Source organism: Nonomuraea sp. NPDC059007, assembly GCF_042740555.1.
Classification (GTDB): domain Bacteria; phylum Actinomycetota; class Actinomycetes; order Streptosporangiales; family Streptosporangiaceae; genus Nonomuraea.
The window spans coordinates 81,704-98,002 of sequence record NZ_JBHYJD010000023.1; the positions used below are offsets into that span (position 1 = coordinate 81,704).

At 69.5% G+C, this 16,299-nt stretch carries 21 protein-coding genes; 9 read left to right on the plus strand and 12 right to left on the minus strand.

All coding sequences use genetic code 11. The features are described from left to right. The first annotated feature begins 200 nt into the window (after positions 1–200). From ACFWY5_RS32830 to pqqE, 5 genes are all read left to right on the plus strand, one after another. Positions 201–356, plus strand: coding sequence for a pyrroloquinoline quinone precursor peptide PqqA (locus ACFWY5_RS32830; RefSeq protein WP_184967953.1), 156 nt, complete (start codon positions 201–203; stop codon positions 354–356). 9 nt (positions 357–365) lie between these two features. Next, the gene (pqqB, locus tag ACFWY5_RS32835) at positions 366–1,187 is read left to right on the plus strand and encodes a pyrroloquinoline quinone biosynthesis protein PqqB (protein WP_379636531.1); all 822 of its coding nucleotides are present in this window, start codon (positions 366–368) and stop codon (positions 1,185–1,187) included. Further along, positions 1,184–1,855: a pyrroloquinoline-quinone synthase PqqC gene (gene pqqC, locus ACFWY5_RS32840; RefSeq protein ID WP_379610544.1), complete on the plus strand. Its 672-nt coding sequence runs from the start codon at positions 1,184–1,186 to the stop codon at positions 1,853–1,855. The genes pqqB and pqqC overlap by 4 nt, the downstream gene beginning before the upstream one ends. Beyond that, positions 1,852–2,094 carry a pyrroloquinoline quinone biosynthesis peptide chaperone PqqD gene (gene pqqD / locus ACFWY5_RS32845; RefSeq protein WP_184967959.1) on the plus strand — a complete coding sequence of 81 codons (243 nt, stop codon included), beginning with the start codon at positions 1,852–1,854 and terminating at the stop codon, positions 2,092–2,094. Before pqqC ends, pqqD begins: the two co-directional genes overlap by 4 nt. A gap of 77 nt (positions 2,095–2,171) precedes the next feature. Next, a complete protein-coding gene (pqqE, locus tag ACFWY5_RS32850; protein WP_379636533.1) occupies positions 2,172–3,254 on the plus strand; it encodes a pyrroloquinoline quinone biosynthesis protein PqqE in 1,083 nt (360 codons plus the stop codon). On the opposite strand, the gene ACFWY5_RS32855 is transcribed toward pqqE, so the two are convergent. Continuing rightward, a complete protein-coding gene (locus ACFWY5_RS32855; RefSeq protein WP_379610541.1) occupies positions 3,214–4,110 on the minus strand; it encodes an oxygenase MpaB family protein in 897 nt (298 codons plus the stop codon). The genes pqqE and ACFWY5_RS32855 overlap by 41 nt on opposite strands. Before the next feature lie 30 nt (positions 4,111–4,140). Beyond that, entirely contained in the window at positions 4,141–5,013 is an 873-nt protein-coding gene (locus ACFWY5_RS32860) for an alpha/beta fold hydrolase (RefSeq protein WP_379610540.1), read from the minus strand. A gap of 82 nt (positions 5,014–5,095) precedes the next feature. Between ACFWY5_RS32860 and ACFWY5_RS32865 the strand changes: the two genes are divergently transcribed. Beyond that, on the plus strand, positions 5,096–5,266 hold the full coding sequence (locus ACFWY5_RS32865) for a hypothetical protein (RefSeq protein ID WP_379636535.1): 171 nt from the start codon (positions 5,096–5,098) through the stop codon (positions 5,264–5,266). A gap of 2 nt (positions 5,267–5,268) precedes the next feature. On the opposite strand, the gene ACFWY5_RS32870 is transcribed toward ACFWY5_RS32865, so the two are convergent. The 3 genes from ACFWY5_RS32870 to ACFWY5_RS32880 form a co-directional block, all read right to left on the minus strand. Further along, positions 5,269–6,306, minus strand: coding sequence for a hypothetical protein (locus ACFWY5_RS32870; RefSeq protein ID WP_379636537.1), 1,038 nt, complete (start codon positions 6,304–6,306; stop codon positions 5,269–5,271). After that, positions 6,291–6,827: an RNA polymerase sigma factor gene (locus ACFWY5_RS32875; protein WP_379610538.1), complete on the minus strand. Its 537-nt coding sequence runs from the start codon at positions 6,825–6,827 to the stop codon at positions 6,291–6,293. Before ACFWY5_RS32875 ends, ACFWY5_RS32870 begins: the two co-directional genes overlap by 16 nt. 106 nt (positions 6,828–6,933) lie before the next feature. Beyond that, the gene (locus tag ACFWY5_RS32880; RefSeq protein WP_379636539.1) at positions 6,934–8,742 is read right to left on the minus strand and encodes a DEAD/DEAH box helicase; all 1,809 of its coding nucleotides are present in this window, start codon (positions 8,740–8,742) and stop codon (positions 6,934–6,936) included. A 328-nt stretch (positions 8,743–9,070) separates the two neighbouring features. On the opposite strand from ACFWY5_RS32880, the gene ACFWY5_RS32885 reads away from it, so the two are divergent. After that, positions 9,071–9,715, plus strand: a complete 645-nt coding sequence (locus tag ACFWY5_RS32885; RefSeq protein ID WP_379610536.1) for a ferritin-like fold-containing protein — start codon at positions 9,071–9,073, stop codon at positions 9,713–9,715. 267 nt (positions 9,716–9,982) lie between these two features. Here ACFWY5_RS32885 and ACFWY5_RS32890 read toward each other — a convergent pair whose 3' ends face one another. From ACFWY5_RS32890 to ligD (ACFWY5_RS32910), 5 genes are all read right to left on the minus strand, one after another. Then, positions 9,983–10,213, minus strand: coding sequence for a DUF3107 domain-containing protein (locus tag ACFWY5_RS32890; protein WP_379610535.1), 231 nt, complete (start codon positions 10,211–10,213; stop codon positions 9,983–9,985). Positions 10,214–10,348: 135 nt separating this feature from the next. Beyond that, positions 10,349–10,969 carry a TetR/AcrR family transcriptional regulator gene (locus tag ACFWY5_RS32895; protein WP_184967972.1) on the minus strand — a complete coding sequence of 207 codons (621 nt, stop codon included), beginning with the start codon at positions 10,967–10,969 and terminating at the stop codon, positions 10,349–10,351. A 75-nt stretch (positions 10,970–11,044) separates the two neighbouring features. Further along, complete coding sequence (locus ACFWY5_RS32900; RefSeq protein WP_379610534.1) at positions 11,045–11,254, minus strand: hypothetical protein; 210 nt, start codon at positions 11,252–11,254, stop codon at positions 11,045–11,047. 50 nt (positions 11,255–11,304) lie between these two features. Next, on the minus strand, positions 11,305–12,177 hold the full coding sequence (gene ligD / locus ACFWY5_RS32905) for a non-homologous end-joining DNA ligase (protein WP_379636541.1): 873 nt from the start codon (positions 12,175–12,177) through the stop codon (positions 11,305–11,307). Beyond that, positions 12,174–13,055, minus strand: coding sequence for a non-homologous end-joining DNA ligase (ligD, locus tag ACFWY5_RS32910; RefSeq protein WP_379610532.1), 882 nt, complete (start codon positions 13,053–13,055; stop codon positions 12,174–12,176). Before ligD (ACFWY5_RS32910) ends, ligD (ACFWY5_RS32905) begins: the two co-directional genes overlap by 4 nt. Before the next feature lie 82 nt (positions 13,056–13,137). Between ligD (ACFWY5_RS32910) and ACFWY5_RS32915 the strand changes: the two genes are divergently transcribed. Beyond that, a complete protein-coding gene (locus tag ACFWY5_RS32915) occupies positions 13,138–14,022 on the plus strand; it encodes a Ku protein (RefSeq protein WP_379610531.1) in 885 nt (294 codons plus the stop codon). Between the two features lie 114 nt (positions 14,023–14,136). Here the strand turns inward: ACFWY5_RS32915 and ACFWY5_RS32920 are convergent, their stop codons facing one another. Both ACFWY5_RS32920 and ACFWY5_RS32925 read right to left on the minus strand, forming a co-directional pair. Next, a complete protein-coding gene (locus ACFWY5_RS32920) occupies positions 14,137–14,595 on the minus strand; it encodes a hypothetical protein (RefSeq protein ID WP_379610530.1) in 459 nt (152 codons plus the stop codon). A gap of 173 nt (positions 14,596–14,768) precedes the next feature. Continuing rightward, positions 14,769–15,110, minus strand: a complete 342-nt coding sequence (locus ACFWY5_RS32925; protein ID WP_379610529.1) for a hypothetical protein — start codon at positions 15,108–15,110, stop codon at positions 14,769–14,771. Between the two features lie 251 nt (positions 15,111–15,361). Here ACFWY5_RS32925 and ACFWY5_RS32930 point away from each other — a divergent pair, with 251 nt between their 5' ends. After that, the gene (locus ACFWY5_RS32930) at positions 15,362–16,261 is read left to right on the plus strand and encodes an alpha/beta fold hydrolase (protein WP_379636543.1); all 900 of its coding nucleotides are present in this window, start codon (positions 15,362–15,364) and stop codon (positions 16,259–16,261) included. Positions 16,262–16,299: the final 38 nt, after the last annotated feature.

Genomic DNA, 16,299 nt, shown 5'->3' on the forward strand with positions numbered 1-16,299 from the left:
CCAAGGCCGTGTGCTGGGTGACTGGGCGATCGCCTGTCGGTGGGACAGGGTAGACATCCGATGATGACCGCGCGTTGAGGGCCTTTTGGCGGGATCGGGTGAAATTTCGGGCGATAGATCCGATCACAGGGATTGACGGAACGCCTCTGCCGAAGTCAGATCGTGGGTAACCCCCCGTTTCGCACGGAAGGCAGGTGCACATGGCTCAGCCCAAGGACCCCGGCAAGAAGCAGCCGCCGAGGACCCACTCCAAGAAGGTCCGCACCCGCGGCGAGGAGACCACCTGGCACAAGCCCGACTACCAGGTCGTCGAGGCGTCGATGGAGATGTCCGCTTACTTCCTCGCCACCAGGTAACCGGACGCCATGCGCCTGCAGGTGCTCGGCACCGCCGCGGGCGGCGGCGTACCCCAGTGGAACTGCGCGTGTCCCGGTTGCGCCGGGGCACGCGCACACCCCGCCTGGCGCCGCCGTCACGCCAGCCTGGCCGTCCAGCTCCCCGGCCGTGTCGCCGTCGTCAACGCCACCCCGGACATCGCCGCGCAGATCGAGGACTGCCCCTGGTCGGCGCCCGACCGCGACCACGCGCCGCTCGTGGTGCTCACCGACGCCGAACTCGACCACACGCTCGGGCTCCTGCGGCTGCGCGAGGCCGCCTCCCTGGACGTCGCCGCCACTCTCCCGGTACGGCGGGCGCTGCGCCCGTTCGAGGAGATCCTGCGCCCATATGCCCCCATCCGCTGGCACTCCATGGACACCATCGCCGAACCCATCCCGGTCTCCGCCAAACGCCCCCGCTACGCCGCCGCCGAAGAAGCGGACGGCGCGTGGGTCTCGGCACTGAGGTTCACCGACGGCACGTCGAACGTCGTGTACGCGCCCGCCATGGGAGTGTGGACACCGGAGCTGGACACCGCGTTCAGGGACGCCGACTGCGTGATCATCGATGGTACGTTCTGGGACGACGAGGAGCCGCGCCGTACCGGCATATCCAGCAAAACGGCGACCGGCATGGGGCACCTCCCGATCGAGGACACCATGGAACGCCTCGCCGCGCTGCCCGGCCGCTGCCTGTACACCCATCTCAACAACACCAACCCCCTCGTCGACCCGGACGCGCTCCACCACAAGGTGCTGGCCGAGCTGGGCGTCGAGGTGGCCGCCGACGGAATGGTGATCGAGCTGTGAACTCCTTCGAGGCCGAGCTCCGGGCGGTGCCCGAGCAGCGCTACCACCACCTGCACCCGTTCAACCTGCGGATGCACGCGGGCGAGCTGTCCCGGGAGGAGCTGCGCGGCTGGATCCTGAACCGCTTCCACTACCAGCGCCACATCCCCATCAAAGACGCCCACATCCTCGCCAAGCTGCCCACCTCGGACCTGCGCCGCACGTGGCTGCGCCGTATCCAGGACCACGACGGCAAGGCTCCCGGAGAAGGCGGGATCGAACGCTGGCTCCGTCTCGGCGAAGCGGCCGGACTCGACCGCAAGGAGCTGCTGTCGGGCGAAGGCGTCCTTCCCGGGGTACGGCTCGCCGTCGACGGCTACGTCAACCTGTGCCGCCACGGCACCCTGCTGGAGGCGGTCGCCGCATCGCTGACCGAACTGTTCGCCCCCGACCTGATGCGCACCAGGATCGCCGCCTTCGAGAAGCACTACCCGTGGATCGACGCCGACGGCCTGCGCTACTTCCAGATCCGCGTCCAGCAGGGCCGCCAGGACAGCGGAGAAGCCCTGGCGCTGGTGCTCGACTGGGCGCGCAGCCGTACGGACGAGGAGAAGGCGGTCGCGGCGCTGCGCTTCAAGTGCGACGTCCTGTGGGCGCTGCTGGACGCGGTGGACGGAGCCTACCGATGACCGACTGGCGCCCCGCCCTGTCCCGCTCGGCCATGCTGCGTCACTGTCCGGTACGGCAGGCCGAACTGCTCATCGTGCCCGAACGGATCGTGGTCCTGAACGACGAGGCGGCCGAGATCGTCGGCCTGTGCGACGGCAAGCGGACCGTGGCGGAGATCGTCGCGGAGTTTCCTGTGGAGGCGGGGGAGGACGTGACCGAGTTCCTGGACCGGGTCCACGCCGAGGGATGGCTCCAATGACCCGGCCCACCTCCCGCCCGCCTCTCCCCGGTCCGGCTGCCTCTGTCCTACCCGCCTCCGCTTCGGGGCCGAAGGAGGTGGCGCCGCCCTGGGCCATGCTGGCGGAGCTGACCCATGGGTGTCCGTTGCGGTGTCCGTACTGTTCCAACCCCACCGAGCTGGTGGCCAGGGCGGCGGAGCTGGAGACCGGGGAGTGGGCCCGGGTGTTCGAGGAGGCCGCGGCCCTGGGGGTCGTGCACGCGCACCTGTCCGGCGGCGAGCCGCTGCTGCGGCGGGATCTGGTGGAGATCGTCGGGGCGGCGCGCGGGGCCGGGGTGTTCACGCAGCTGGTGACCAGCGGTGTCGGGCTGGCGGGGCGGCGGGTGGCGGAGCTGGCCGAGGCCGGACTGCACAGCGTGCAACTGTCGGTGCAGGCGGCTCAGCCGGACGAGTCCGACCGGATCGCCGGGCGCAGGAGCTTCATGGCCAAGGAGCTGGCGGCGGCGGCCGTGGTGGAGGCGGGGCTGCCGCTGGGTGTCAACGTGGTGCTGCACCGGCACAACCTCGACCGGATCGAGGACCTGATCGAGCTGGGCATCGCCTGGGGCGCGGAGCGGATCGAGCTGGCCAACACGCAGTTCTACGGGTGGGGGCTGCTCAACAGGGAGGCGCTCCTGCCGACAAGGGACCAGCTTTCCCGCGCCGAGTCGATAGTCACGAAATATCGGGAAAAGACGGGCGTGGAGTTGATCTGGGTTGTTCCGGATTACTTCGACGGGGTGCCCAAGCCTTGCATGGGCGGGTGGGGGGCCATCTCGATCACCGTGGCGCCCGACGGGCGGGTTCTGCCCTGTCCCGCCGCCTATGATCTGCCGCTCGACCTGCCCAATGTCCGCGAGCATGCCCTGAGCTGGATCTGGGAGCACTCCGCCGCGTTCAACGCCTACCGCGGCACCGCCTGGATGGCCGAGCCGTGCGCGAGCTGCCCGCGCAAGGAGCTCGACTTCGGCGGCTGCCGCTGCCAGACGTACGCGCTGACCGGCGACGCCGCCAGGACCGACCCGGCCTGCAGCCTCTCGCCCGACCACCACCTGATCACCCGGCTGAGCGCCAAGGAGAAGCCGTTCGTCTACCGGGAGCTCAAGCGGCCGCCCAGCGCCGCGGATCCGTCAGGCCCTTGAGCCCTTTGCGCACGTCGTAGCCGAGTACGCCGAGCCGGTCGCGCGAGGCGTGCAGCATCCGCCGGGTCGACGGCATGAACGCGCGGTCGTGCACCGGCTCCGGCAACGCGTTCATGGCCAGGCTGAACGCCCGCAGCCCCGCGGTCACCGCCGCCTGCGGCGCCTCGGGCAGCGTGCGGTACATGCTCCGTGCCCACGACGGCAGCGTGTAGTAGCACAGGGCGCCGAAGGGGAAGTAGACCGGCTTGCCCGGTGAGAGCATCCGCATCTCCTTGGGCAGCCGGGGCCAGAGCAGGAAGCGTACGGTGGCGGCCGACTCCTCGATCACGCGCAGCTTGGGGCGGATCTCCTTGAAGTAGGCGGCCATCTCCGCCTGCGAGCCGGGCACGTCCTCCGGGTGCAGGCCGACGTAGGCGGCGCTCTTGCGCTGTTCGCGGAGGTACTGGTCGGCTTGGCGGTCGGTGAGGGCGAGGCCACCCCGCCGTACCACCTCAAGGTAGGACGAGACCTCCGCGCAGTGCACCCAGAGCAGCAACTCGGGGTCGTCCACGCGGTGCGTGCGGCCCTCGTCGGTGATGCGCAGCGAGCGGTGGATGTCGCGCACGCGGCGGCCGATCGCGTCGGCCTCGGCCGGGGTGCCGAACGTGGTGCGGCCGACGAAGTCCGCGGTGCGGCGCAGGCGGCCGAAGGGGTCGTCCTGGAAGTTGGAGTTCTGCCAGACGCCGCGCATGGCCAGCGGGTGGAGCGCCTGGAGCATGAGCCCGCGTACGCCGCCCACCCACATGCACCGGTCGAGGTGGACCTGCCAGGTGGCGCTCTGCGGCCGCTGGACGACGGTCTCTTCGATGCTCGCCATAGTAAGTAGATAATTACATGGCATTGGATCCTATGTCCAAGATGCCGACTCGGCGGCGTTCCAGAACCTCACGAGGGCCTGCGCGGTCGTCTCCGGGGCCTCCACGGAGGGGGAGTGGACCGCGCCCGGCACCACCATGCGCTCCGCGCCGAGCCTGGCCGCCATGTGACGCTGGACGTCCGCGGGCCAGCCGTCGTCGTGCTCGCCGAACAGCACGAGGGTCGGCACCTCGATCTGGCGCAGTTCCTCGGTGCGGTCGTGCATGGACAGCACCTCCTCGGCCATCCGTGCCAGGCCCGTCGGCGAGTTGGCCAGCAGCCGCTTGCGCAGGAACGTCACGATCTCGTCGGGAACGCCGTTGGCCAGCGCCTCGGGTTCGATCCTGGTGTGCCAGATGTGTTCGAGACCGTGCTCGGGGAGATCCTTCATGATCTTGCGGCCGTTGTGGGCGCGCTGCCCGGTGATCGCCGAGGGGCCCGAGCTCATGAGCGTGAACGAGGCGAACTTGGTCCGCCCGTCGATCACCGCCTCGCGCGCCACCAGGCCGCCGAAGGAGTGGCCGACCAGGTGGACCGGCTCGCCATGGCCGATCGCCTGCGCGATGGCGTCGACGTCGGCGCCGAGCGCGCCGCAGGTGTAGGCCTCGGGGTCGTCGGGGCCCGGCGTCTCGTACTGCCCGCGAAGGTCGATCGCCAGCACCCGGCGGCCCGACTGCGCCAGCGTCTGCATGACCGCGATGAAGTCTTCCTTGCTCCCGGTCAGCCCTGGCACCAGCAGCGCCGGCCAGCGCTCCACGACGCCGCTCACCGGTAGTGCCTCCAGGGCCGCGAACGCGCCCAGCGGCGTCTCGATGCGCTGCGGGGCGACGCCAGGTGGCAGGTTGAGGAATCGCGGCGTACTCACGTGGGGCAACAATACCCAGAGGTCAAGGCGACAACACCGGCTAACCCGGTACGCCGGTGCGAGTTCTGGGGAGTTGTGAGGTATGAGCAAGGTTGAGATCCGGCCCGCGGACTCGTGGGCGGACGAGGAGAGCGTCTTCGGGCCCAACGGGGCGTACGGCGGGGTGGCGCTGGCGCCCCGCGAGGACTACACCCGGCTGGCCCGCTCACCGGTCACGAAACCCCGACCCGCCCGGTCGTGCGCATCACCCTGACCTCACCCGACACAGTCCGTGTCGCGGTCGGGCACCTTCGGGCACCCCTTGGGCAACGAGGGCAACGTGTCGACCCACGTGGCCCCCTGGAACAGGACGGCGTTGACGACCCGCCCGGACGCCTCGGTCTCCTGCCGGGCGAGCACCTGCCCGTTCTCCTCGGAGACGATGAGCCGCGTGCCGCCCATCGCGAGCGCCGCGCCCGGCCGGCCGCCGGCGTCGGTGACGCGGCCGAGCCCGCGCACGCCCGGCAGGCCCTCCAGCATCTGGTACAGCGCCGCCCGCGTCCCGCCGGAGATCGGCGTCTCCAGCAGATCCAGCGACAGGCTCCACAACCACCCTTCCCTGGTCGGCAGCGAGGCGCCCTTCGGAGCGGGCGGCCAGTCCTTCATCCTCTCCTGGTAGGCGGGCCAGAGGGCGAGCAGCCGCTCCCGCAGCGCCCCCGGCTCCACGGGCAACTCCGCCAGCCGGCTCAGCGGCAGCGTCAGCCCGCTGTCGTCCAGCGGCCACAGGCTCGGCATCGCGGTGTAGCGGTGGCGGCCCTGGGGGGAGGTGTCGTTCTCGCAGTCGGTGTCGTCACCGCACAACCGGGGGGAGCCCACAGCACGCCAGGCAGCGGCGTCCTTCGCGGTCAGCGGCCGGGTGTGCAGGCCGGTCAGGGCCAGCAACTGGAACGCGGCCGGATCCCTGGGCAGGAACCGCTCCGTCCTGGAGCTGACCGTGACCCGGTACCGTCCCGTGCTCTCCTCCGAGGAGATCAGCGTCGTGACCCTCCAGTAGTTCCCCTCGGGGACGGGGGCCTGCCGCCGGGCCGCTTCAGCCGCGACGTCCAGCGTTCCCGCCGGCGTGGCGGTCGTCTCGCGCGCGTCCATCCACAGCCTGGGGACCGCCACCACCGCGGCCACCACGACCGCGACCGCCACCACCGCCGTCCACCTGGCCCCGCGCCTTCTGCCGGGAACCCGTACCCCGCCGCCCGGGACCGGGTCGAGATCGTCCGGCCTGGCCTCGGCCAGCGTCCGCATCACCGTCCGCCGCACGTTTCCTCCTCCTTCGCAACGAGCAGAGCCGCCTCCAAGCGCCGCCTGGCCCGATGCAGCCGGACGAAGAAGGCTGAGACCGAGCACCCCACCACCCGGGCCGCCTGCGCCGACGACAGCCCGTGCCACGAGACGAGCGTGAGCAGTTCCTTGTCCTCGTCGCTCAGCTCGACCAGGGCGGACAGGACCGCGGAGCGCCGCGCCACCTCGTCGGCCACGTCGCCGGTGACCTCCTTGGCCCAGCCGCGCAGCGCGTTCTCCAGCGCGGCCTGGCGCACCTCGTCGCGGTAGAGCTCGCGCGTGACGTTCCGCGCGACCCCCAGCAGCCACGGGAGCACCGCGCGCCGGGGAATGTCGGCGCGGCGCCGCCAGGCCACCGCGAATGTCTCGCTCACCACCTCTTCCGCCAGCTGACGCCCGCACCGGCTCACCGCGTAGGCGAACACTCTGGGATGCGTGGCGTCGTAGAGAGCGGCGAACTCCTTCTCATCCAGCACCTGCGCCCTTTCGACGTCGTTCACCGGGTAATGACGGGAGCGGGGCGGTTCTTACCGGCGGCGGAAGCCGTACAGGAAAGAAAAAAGGCGCGCGTCCCGGAAGGACGCGCGCCTGGGATCGGCGGTGAGGCTAGCCTGCCCGGCGGCGGTTGTTGCCGCCGCCACCACCGCCACCACGCGGGGAGCGGTTGCCGCGGCGCTGGGCCTGGCGCTCCGAGGCCGCGGACGGGGCGATGTCGTCGTCGTCCGTGGCCAGGTCGGGTGACTGGAAGATCACCGTGAACGGGTTGGGCGGGATGATGCGCTCGTGCTCCACACGGACCTCCTGCACGCGCTCGGGCGCGCGCTCCGGTGCCCGCTCGGGCTCCGGCTCGGGCTCTTGCGCCTGCTCCACGACGGGGCGGGCCTGGGTGAGCGCGCTGCCGATGGCCTCGGCCGCACCCCCACGGGCGCGGGTACGGCGAGCGGGCCTGACGGCCTCCTCCACCTCGGCGAGTACGTCACCGGCGACCGGCTCGGCGGCCACGGCGGCGATCTCGTCGTGAGAGATGATGGCCGGAGTCTCCTCGCTCCTGCGCGGCCGGCGGCGCCTGTCCATGCTCTCGCCCTCCACGATCTGCACAGTCTCCACGGTCTCCGCGACCTCGGTGGTCTCCTCGGCCGAACGGCCGGCCCGCGTGCGACGGCGCTGGCGCGGCGCGCGGGGCGGGCGCTCTTCGCGCTCGTCCTTGCGGCCGTCACGCTCGTCCTTGCGACGGCTTCTGAGGCGGGACTTCCCGATCTCGCCCAGGTCTTCGAGCTGCTCGGCCGCGAGGCCGGCCCGGGAGCGGCTGGCGTGGGGCAGCACGCCCTTGGTGCCCTCGGGGATGCTCAGCTCGGTGAAGACGTGGGGTGAGGTGGAGTAGGTCTCCTCGGGCTCGGCGAAGTCGAGTCCGAGCATGTTGTTGATCATCTTCCAGCGGGTCAGCTCCTCCCACTCGACGAACGTGACCGAGATGCCCGTCTTGCCCGCGCGGCCGGTACGGCCGACGCGGTGGACATAGGTCTTGTCGTCGGTGGGGGCGTCGTAGTTGACCACGTGGGTGACGTCGTCGATGTCGATGCCACGCGCGGCCACGTCGGTGGCCACCAGGACGTCGATCTTGCCGTTGCGGAAGGCGCGCAGCGCCTGCTCGCGCTGGCCCTGGCCCAGGTCGCCGTGTACGGCCGCCACCGCGAAACCGCGGGTGTCGAGCTGCTCGGCGACCATGTCGCAGGCGCGCTTGGTCTCACAGAAGACCATGGTCAGACCGCGGCCGTCCGCCTGCAGCAGGCGGGCGACGATCTCGATCTTGTCCATGCGGTGCACGCGCCAGACGAGCTGGCGTACCTGCGGCGTGGTCTCGCCCTCGCCGGAGTCGTGCTCGGCGCGGACGTGGGTGGGCCGGTTGAGGTACTTGCGCGACAAGGCGACGATCTCGCCGGGCATGGTCGCGGAGAACAGCATCGTCTGCCGCTCGTCCGGGATCAGCTTGAAGATGCGCTCGATGTCGGGCAGGAAGCCCAGGTCGAGCATGCGGTCGGCCTCGTCCAGGACCAGCGAGCCGATCTGGCTGAGGTCGAGGTGCTTCTGCTTGACGAGGTCGAGCAGCCGGCCGGGGGTGCCGACGATGACGTCGACGCCGGCCTTCAGGGCCTCGATCTGCGGCTCGTACGCGCGCCCGCCGTACACGGTGAGCACGCGGGAGCCGAGCTTGCCCGCGGCGGTCACGAGGTCCTCGCTGACCTGGATGGCCAGCTCGCGGGTGGGCACGACGACGAGGCCGCGCGGCTTCTTGCGGTTCTTGCGCGGCTTGCCGATGCTCTGCAGCATCGCGATGCCGAACGCGTAGGTCTTGCCGGTGCCCGTACGGGCCTGGCCGATGACGTCCTGGCCGCTCAGTGCGAGCGGAAGCGCCATCTCCTGAATCGGGAACGGTTGGATGATGCCCTCGGTCTCGAGCGCATCAGCGATCTCTGGTGTGACTCCGAGGTCTCGGAAAGTCGTCAGCGTGGCCTGCCTCAGTCTCAAATGAAGGCGGGCCTGCCGGGACCAGCGGGTCGGTAACCAGGGTCCTCGCGGTAGAGCCAGCCCTCTCGCGTCATCGCGACCGCAGGCCCGGGGAGCGGGGAGCATCGGGAGAGAACCCCCCGAATTCACACAGTGCGGTCGCACTTTCACAGAGCAGTGTACTCGATACCACAACGCTGGCCGAGTTTGCGGATGTTCCCGAAGTACGCTGCCTTTCATGAATGAGTCCCTTGGTGTCGCGGATCTCCTTGGTGTACTGGCCTATGCGGAGTTGAGCGCCTTCCTGCAACTCACCGAAGATGCCGGGCAGTTCGCACCGACACTGAGCGACCGGGCCGCGCTGAGCGAGCTCGCCGTGTCCGAGTTCGGACACTTCCAGCTCGTCCGCGACAAGCTCATCGAACTCGGCGCCGACCCCGACCTGGCCATGGCGCCCTTCGTCGAGGCCCTGGACGGCTGGCACACCCAGACCCGGCCGGGCGACTGGCTGGAGGCGCTGGTCAAGGCGTACGTGGGCACCGGTATCGCCCTGGACTTCTACCGCGAGGCCGCCCGCCACCTGGACCCGTCGATCGCCCGGCTGGTCGACGAGGTCGTCGCCGACCAGGAGCGCTCGGAGTTCGCCGTCGAGCGGGTACGCGCCGCCGTCGCCGCCGACCCGTCGGTCGCGGGCAAGCTCGCCCTGTGGGCCCGTCGCCTGGTCGGCGAGGCTCTCAGCCAGGGCCAGCGGGTGGCCGCCGCCCGTCCGGAGCTGGCGCAGCTGCTCGTCGAGGCCGTGGCCGACGACCAGGCGGAGATCTCCCGCCTGTTCGCCCGCCTGACCGAGCAGCACGGCAAGCGGATGGCCGCCCTGGGCATCTGATCCTGCGCTTAGGGCGGCGCGAGGGTATGAAACGGTTGTACCGTGCGGTCATGAGGGCCACGCGCCGCTACGGCAGCTGCTTGACCAGATGCGCGCAGAACCACTGGACCGCACGACCCGTGATGCGCCGTCAGAGTGCCCAGTGCCCCGCTGTGGACCTACGACATGCGCCCCTGCCGCGACGGCGCGGCCGCTGGTGCCGATGGCGCCCGTGACGTGTGGGAGGCGGTGAGCCGCCCCCCACACGGACGGTGGAGGACCAATCGGTTAGAGCGTGCCGCCGAAGCCGACCGGGCGCTGCTCGTCCTCGCCGATCTCGACGAAGCCGAGCGCGGCCACGGGGACTATGACGCGCCTGCCCTTCGCGTCGGTGAGGGCGAAGACGCCACGCTCGGCGGCCAGGGCGTTTCTGATCTCGTCTTCCACCTGTTCGGCGGTGAGGTCGGTTTCGACAACGATCTCACGGTGTACGGAACGTACGCCGATCTTGACTTCCATCGTGGTGCTCCCTTTCGACGGGCCTGGGTCCATCGTCGTCGCTCCGCTCCACGGAAACGCCGGTAATCGCGCCCAGCGAACGGGTTACGCCGTACGCGGAAAACTCCACGCCGTACGGGACACGTCGCCGCGGTCCTACGTCGTGCGGGGGAAACCGCTGATTCCGCGCCAGGCCAGCCGCGCCATCAGCTGCTCGGCGGCGTCCTTGGGGATCGAGCCGTGCGTGGTCACCCAGTAGCGGGCGCTGACCTCGGCCATGCCCACCAGGCCGACGCCCAGCAGGTGCGCCTCCTCGCTGGAGCAGCCCGTGTCCTCCTGGATCACGGCGCTGACCATCTCCGCGCACTCGCGCAGCGAGCGCTCCACCCGCTGGCGGACCGGGGCCACGTTGCGCAGGTCGGACTCGAAGACCAGCCGGAACGCCTCACCCTGGCTGGAGACGAAGTCGAAGAAGGCGCTGAAGGTGGCCTGCACGCGCAGTTTGTTCTCGTGGGTGGAGGCCAGGGCCTCGCGGCAGCGGCCCACCATGTCGTCGACGTGGAGGTCGAGCAGCGCGAGGTACAGCTCCAGCTTGCCGGGGAAGTGCTGGTAGAGCACCGGCTTGCTGACGCCCGCCCGATCGGCGATCTCGTCCATGGCGGCCGCGTGGTAGCCGTTCTCGACGAACACTTCCTGCGCGGCGCTGAGCAGCTGCCGGCGGCGGGCGAGTCGGGGCAGCCGGGTGCCCCGGGGCTTGGCGTCCGGGGTAGCGGTCACGCGCGTCTCCAGTGGTCTTCGAACATCCGGGTTGGGACATCCTACGTGCGGGTAACCGCCCCGCGGGCGCTGGCGTCAGCGATAGTCGTCGTCATCGTCGTAGGTGACGACGCGGTCCTGCTCGGCGGCGTCTCCCGGGTCGACGTCGATCGGGTACTCCCCGCGCCGGTCGTTGCCCGCCTCGTCGCGCAGCCGGCGGCGCTGTTCGGCGGCGTCGGCCTCCGGCGCCTCCGGCGAAAGCTCGTCATCCTCGTCGAAGGGGAGGTCGTCCCCACGTACGTCCATCTCCGACATCTCAGGTCCCCTTTTCCTGTGTGGACGGATCCAGCCTACGCTCAGGTGAAAAGGTCGCCATGTTCCTCCACGCGGGCGAGTACGTCGGCTGAGGTGAACATCAGGTCGTCCGGGCTTTCGCAGGCTTCGACCTCCGGCCACAGCAGCGGTGTCGAGACCGTCGGGCGCTGCCTGGCGCGCAGGGAGTACGGCGCGACGGTGGTCTTGGCCGGGTTGTTCTGGCTCCAGTCGATGAAGACCTTGCCGGGCCTGGCCTTCCTGGTCATCACGCTGACCACGAGCTTGGGCGCCTCCTTCTCCAGGAGCCTGGCCAGGTCCTTGGCGTAGGCCGAGGGCTCCTGCCTGCCGTCCCACGCGGCGTACAGCTGCATGCCCTTGTTCCCGCTGGTCTTGGGACGGGCGGTGAGGCCGTCGGCGGCGAGCACCTCGCGCAGCATGAGCGCCACCCGGCAACACTCGACGATCGTGGCCGGGGGGCCCGGGTCGAGGTCGAAGACGAGGGTGTCGGGGTCGATCGCCGCGCCGTCCTCGGTCACGCGCCACTGGGGTACGTGGAGTTCGAGCGCGGCCAGGTTGGCGTAGTAGACGAGGCTGGGCAGGTCCTCGATGACGGCGAAGTCGATGGTGTCGCGGTTCATGCCGCTGCCGGGGACGGGCAGGGTGACGCGCCTGAGCCAGTCGGGGACGTGGCCGGGCGCGTTCTTCTCGAAGAAGTACTTGCCGTCCACGCCGTTCGGGTAGCGCTTGACGGTGAGCGGGCGGCCCTCCAGGTGCGGGAGCAGGACGGGGGCGATCCGCGAGTAGTAGTCGATGACCTCGGCCTTGGTGAAGCCGACCTCGGGGTAGAGCACCTTGCCGAGGTTGCTCAGGACGAGCTCGCGCCCGTCCACCCGCACGGGCGTCTTGGAGCTCACAGCTGTACCTCCGCGGGTATCTTGTCCGGTCGCAGCCCCCGCCAGACCGGGTGTCGCAGCCGTATCTCATCGGTCACCATCGTGTAGGCGACCTCCCCGACCAGTTCGGGTCTAACCCAGTGATTGCGCCACGGGACCGGATTGACGAACGGGCTGCGCGCGATCTCCAGCGGCCGCAGCATCGCGAGGAGCTCGTCCAGCGTGGCCTCGGTGAACCCGGTCCCGACGTGCCCCACGTAGGTGAGCCCCTCCCCGGTGAACACGCCCATGAGCAACGAGCCGATCCCGCCCGCCCGGCGGCCCTTGCCCGGCTTCCAGCCGCAGACGACGACCTCGCGCGTGCTCAGGTTCTTGACCTTGACCCACCACGGCGTGCGCACGCCCGGCCGGTAGGGCGAGTCGAGCCGCTTGGCGACGACCCCCTCAAGGCCCTGCTCGTGCGTGGCGCCGAGCAGGTCGGAATCTCCGGGGAAGTACGGCGGCGCCCCGATGTCCAGCTCGTCGAGCAGCGCCCGCCGGTCGCGGTAGGGCAGGTCGAACAGCGGCGTGCCGTCCAGGTAGAGCAGGTCGAAGGGCATGTACGTCACCGGGTAGAGCTCCAGCATCCTGGGCTCCGGATCGGTGAGGTGCATGCGCCGCTGGAGGCGTTCGAAGCTGGGCAGCCCCCGGTGGTCGAGGGCGACGACCTCGCCGTCGATGATGACGCCGCGCAGGCCGTAGGAGGAGATCTCGGGGTAGCGGCGGGTGTACTCGGCGCCGTGCCGGCCGGAGACGCGCAGCCCGCCGTCGAGGTGGATGAGCGCCCGGATGCCGTCCCACTTGACCTCGAGCCCGTACAGCTCGCGTTCTGCGGGAAGATCCCCGGCCATGGCGAGCATAGGTTCGACCGGGTATGGCATTGGTTGGCCCATGACGGGTATGTGCCCATACGGTGAGCCCTGCTATCGATGAGGAGTGCCCATGCGCGCCATATGGAAAGGTGCGATCTCGTTTGGGCTGGTCACGATCCCGGTGAAGCTCTACTCCGCGACCGAGCAGAAGGACGTCACCTTCCACCAGGTGCACCGCGAGGACGGCGGCCGGATCCGCTACAAGCGCGTGTGCACGATCGACGGTGAGGAAGTGGCCTACGCCGACATCGCCAAGGGGTACGAGCTGGCGACGGGCGAGATCGTCGTGCTCACCGACGAGGACTTCGAGGACCTGCCGTTGACGACCTCGCGGCGGATCGACGTGCTGCAGTTCGCGCCGGCCGACCAGATCGACCCGATCTACTTCGCCAAGTCCTACTACCTGGAGCCCGACGGGCAGGGTGGCAAGCCGTACGTGCTGCTGCGGACCGCGCTGGAGAGTTCCGGGCAGGTGGCGGTGGTGAAGGTGGCGCTGCGCCAGCGTGAGTCGCTGGCCACGCTGCGGGTGCGCGACGGGGTGTTCGTGCTGGAGACGATGCTCTGGCCCGACGAGATCCGTACGCCCGACTTCGGTTTCCTCGAAGAGGACATCGACGTACGGCCGCAGGAGCTCAAGATGGCCGAGTCGCTCATCACCACGATGGAGGCGGACTTCGACCCGACCGAGTACCACGACACCTACCGCGAAGCGCTGCAGCAGGTGATCGAGGCGAAGGTCGCGGGCAAGGAAGTCATCGCGCCTCCGGGTGGCGAGGAGGAGGCCGGGCCCGCCGTGGACCTCATGGCCGCCCTGCGGGCCAGCGTCGAGGCCGCCAAGCGTGAACGGGGCGAGCCCGCCAAGCCCAAGAAGGCCGCATCCGCTTCTTCCGGTAAAGAAGAAAAGGAGGAGGCGGAGAAAGCCGCGCGCAAACGGAAGTCCCGGAAATCCGCCTGAGCGCAGCTTTCCTCCGCCGCTCCGTCGCCAGGCTGGAAACATTTGTCTCCACACACATGTTGGGAGGGGGCCCCATTTCCTGGGGCCCCCTTTTTCTATTGCGGGTGGCTTTCGTTACCAGACGAAGTGCCGCGTGCGAACGCAGCCGCGCTCGCGGTGGACCCTCCAGCCCCGCCAGTGCTTGAAGTTGAGGTGTGCCTTGTTGACGTAGTGGCCTCGACGAATGGCGCCCGCGGGGCCGGCGAAGAGGCAGCGACCGCGCCACTCCGAGAAGCCGACGCTGGAGGCGCTGGCGCTGATGCCGGCGCTGGAAGCGCTGGCGTTCGCGGCGGTGGTCGATCCGAGGCCCAGGACGCCGCCCGCAAGGGCGGTGCTGAGCGCAGCGGCCGTGAGCATCCTCTTGACTGTGGACATGATGTGCTTCCCCTTGACGGTCTCTTGCAACTTCAGGCACTGTGCCGGATTTATCTGGCTAATGCCCGGGATGGTTCTTACTTCTAGAGCCATCCTGGTTGTCAGAATTTCCGACCATTCATGATCATAAACTGCGGCCGGGATGGTTTTGCCACTCATAAACCCTGAGATTGCATTTATTGATACGTCTTCTCACGCTATGTCCCGATTTGGGGGGGTGTGCAGAAAACGCTCGGGTGGGCCCGTGGGGATATGTCGGCATACGTCGGTGAAGGCAAGAGGCATGACGAGGCCGCGGAACCTGGGGTTCCGCGGCCTGCCTGCTTAAGGCGTCAGCGCTGCTGGAGCCACTTGTTCTTCGGGAAGTGCTTCGTGTGGCCCTTGGCGCACAAACCGGCGCCGCCCTTCTTGAACTTGTTGCCGGGGCAGAACTTCTTGTTCGCCCGCCAGTGGCCGGCGAAGAAGCGGGCGGTCGGCTTGTGGCTCTCCAGCTTGTACGAGCACTTCCTGCCGTTGAGCCAGCAGCGGTGGAACTTGCCCTTGGACTTCGCGGTCGTGAAGCTGGTGGCCGCGCTGGCGGCGCTGGTGGTGGTCGCGGCTCCGAGGGCGAGCGTGCCGCCGGCGAGGGCGGTCGCGAGCGCCGCCGCCGCGAGCGTGGATTTGAACTTGGACATCGTGCTTCCCCCTGTTGGTCTGCACTCGTGTGCCCCGGCCGCAGAGATGGCGCGACCTTGCTGGGCATCCTGCTGCCAGGATTTCCAGCCATTCATGCCCATAAACGGCAATCTATGCCTTTTATTCTCTATTTATGTGACTTCGACTTGTTTTTAACTGTATATACAGGTTTATCCGTAAATGTCATGATTGGTGGCTTGCACTCCGGGCAGGCGGCTAACGTGGAAGGGCCGAGGGAAGGGGCGTTTCCGTGAAGCAGCAGCCGATTCCGCACTGGCCGGGACGCATGGTCGGCCCGGTGTACGTCCGCTCGACCCCCGAAGGGGCGCCGGAGAAGGCCGTGTTCGTCCATGGACTGGCCGGTTCGGCCACCAACTGGACCGACCTCATGGACGAGCTCAAGGACGTCGTCACCGGCTACGCGCTCGACCTGCCCGGCGCCGGCTACTCCCCGGCCCCCGCCGACGGCGACTACTCCGTCGACGCCCACGCCCGCGCCGTCATCGGCCTGCTGGAAGAGCTCGGCCCCGCCCACCTGTTCGGCAACTCGCTCGGCGGCGCCGTCGCCGTGCGCGTCGCCGCCCTCCGTCCCGACCTGGTCCGCTCGCTCACCCTCGTCTCACCCGCACTCCCCGACCTCCTGCCGAGGTACGGCCCCGCCCGCGTGGCCGCCGCCGCCACGCCCCGGATCGGAGAATGGGTGGCGGGCAAGCTCACGCTCGTCCCCGCCGCCCAGCGGGTCAACGCCACGTTCGCCATGGTCTGGGCCGACGCCGGCAGGGTCCACCCCGACCGGCTCAGCGAGGCGATCGAGGAACTGCGCCGCAGAGACGGCCTCTCGCACACCGCCTCCTCGATGATCGGCTCTGCCCGCGGCATCGTCGCCGAGTACTTCCGCCGCGGCGCCGGCAACCTCTGGAACCAGGCCGCCCGCGTCGCCGCTCCCACCCTGGTCATCTACGGCAAACTCGACCGGCTCGTCCGTCCCGCGATGGCCGAGAAGGCGGGCCGTACGTTCAGGCAGGTCAGGTTGGTCCTGCTGCCGCGCGTCGGGCACGTCGCGCAGATGGAACGGCCCGACGTCGTGGCCGCGGAGGCGCGCCGTCTGATCGGTGAGACGCGATTGGGGAATGCCCCACTGGCCAGCTAGGTTTCTACGAGAGATAAGAACCCCGAAACGGGAGCGTA

Coding starts and splice junctions, on each gene's coding strand:
- ACFWY5_RS32885 (WP_379610536.1), top strand. CDS start 9,071: ATGAATGAGTCCCTTGGTGTCGCGGATCTCCTTGGTGTACTGGCCTAT.
- pqqD (WP_184967959.1), top strand. CDS start 1,852: ATGACCGACTGGCGCCCCGCCCTGTCCCGCTCGGCCATGCTGCGTCAC.
- ligD (WP_379610532.1), bottom strand. CDS start 13,055: ATGCTCGCCATGGCCGGGGATCTTCCCGCAGAACGCGAGCTGTACGGG.
- ACFWY5_RS32925 (WP_379610529.1), bottom strand. CDS start 15,110: ATGTCCAAGTTCAAATCCACGCTCGCGGCGGCGGCGCTCGCGACCGCC.
- ACFWY5_RS32865 (WP_379636535.1), top strand. CDS start 5,096: ATGAGCAAGGTTGAGATCCGGCCCGCGGACTCGTGGGCGGACGAGGAG.
- ACFWY5_RS32830 (WP_184967953.1), top strand. CDS start 201: ATGGCTCAGCCCAAGGACCCCGGCAAGAAGCAGCCGCCGAGGACCCAC.
- ACFWY5_RS32900 (WP_379610534.1), bottom strand. CDS start 11,254: ATGGACGTACGTGGGGACGACCTCCCCTTCGACGAGGATGACGAGCTT.
- pqqB (WP_379636531.1), top strand. CDS start 366: ATGCGCCTGCAGGTGCTCGGCACCGCCGCGGGCGGCGGCGTACCCCAG.
- ACFWY5_RS32855 (WP_379610541.1), bottom strand. CDS start 4,110: ATGGCGAGCATCGAAGAGACCGTCGTCCAGCGGCCGCAGAGCGCCACC.
- ACFWY5_RS32915 (WP_379610531.1), top strand. CDS start 13,138: ATGCGCGCCATATGGAAAGGTGCGATCTCGTTTGGGCTGGTCACGATC.
- ACFWY5_RS32890 (WP_379610535.1), bottom strand. CDS start 10,213: ATGGAAGTCAAGATCGGCGTACGTTCCGTACACCGTGAGATCGTTGTC.
- ACFWY5_RS32920 (WP_379610530.1), bottom strand. CDS start 14,595: ATGAGTGGCAAAACCATCCCGGCCGCAGTTTATGATCATGAATGGTCG.
- ACFWY5_RS32880 (WP_379636539.1), bottom strand. CDS start 8,742: ATGGCGCTTCCGCTCGCACTGAGCGGCCAGGACGTCATCGGCCAGGCC.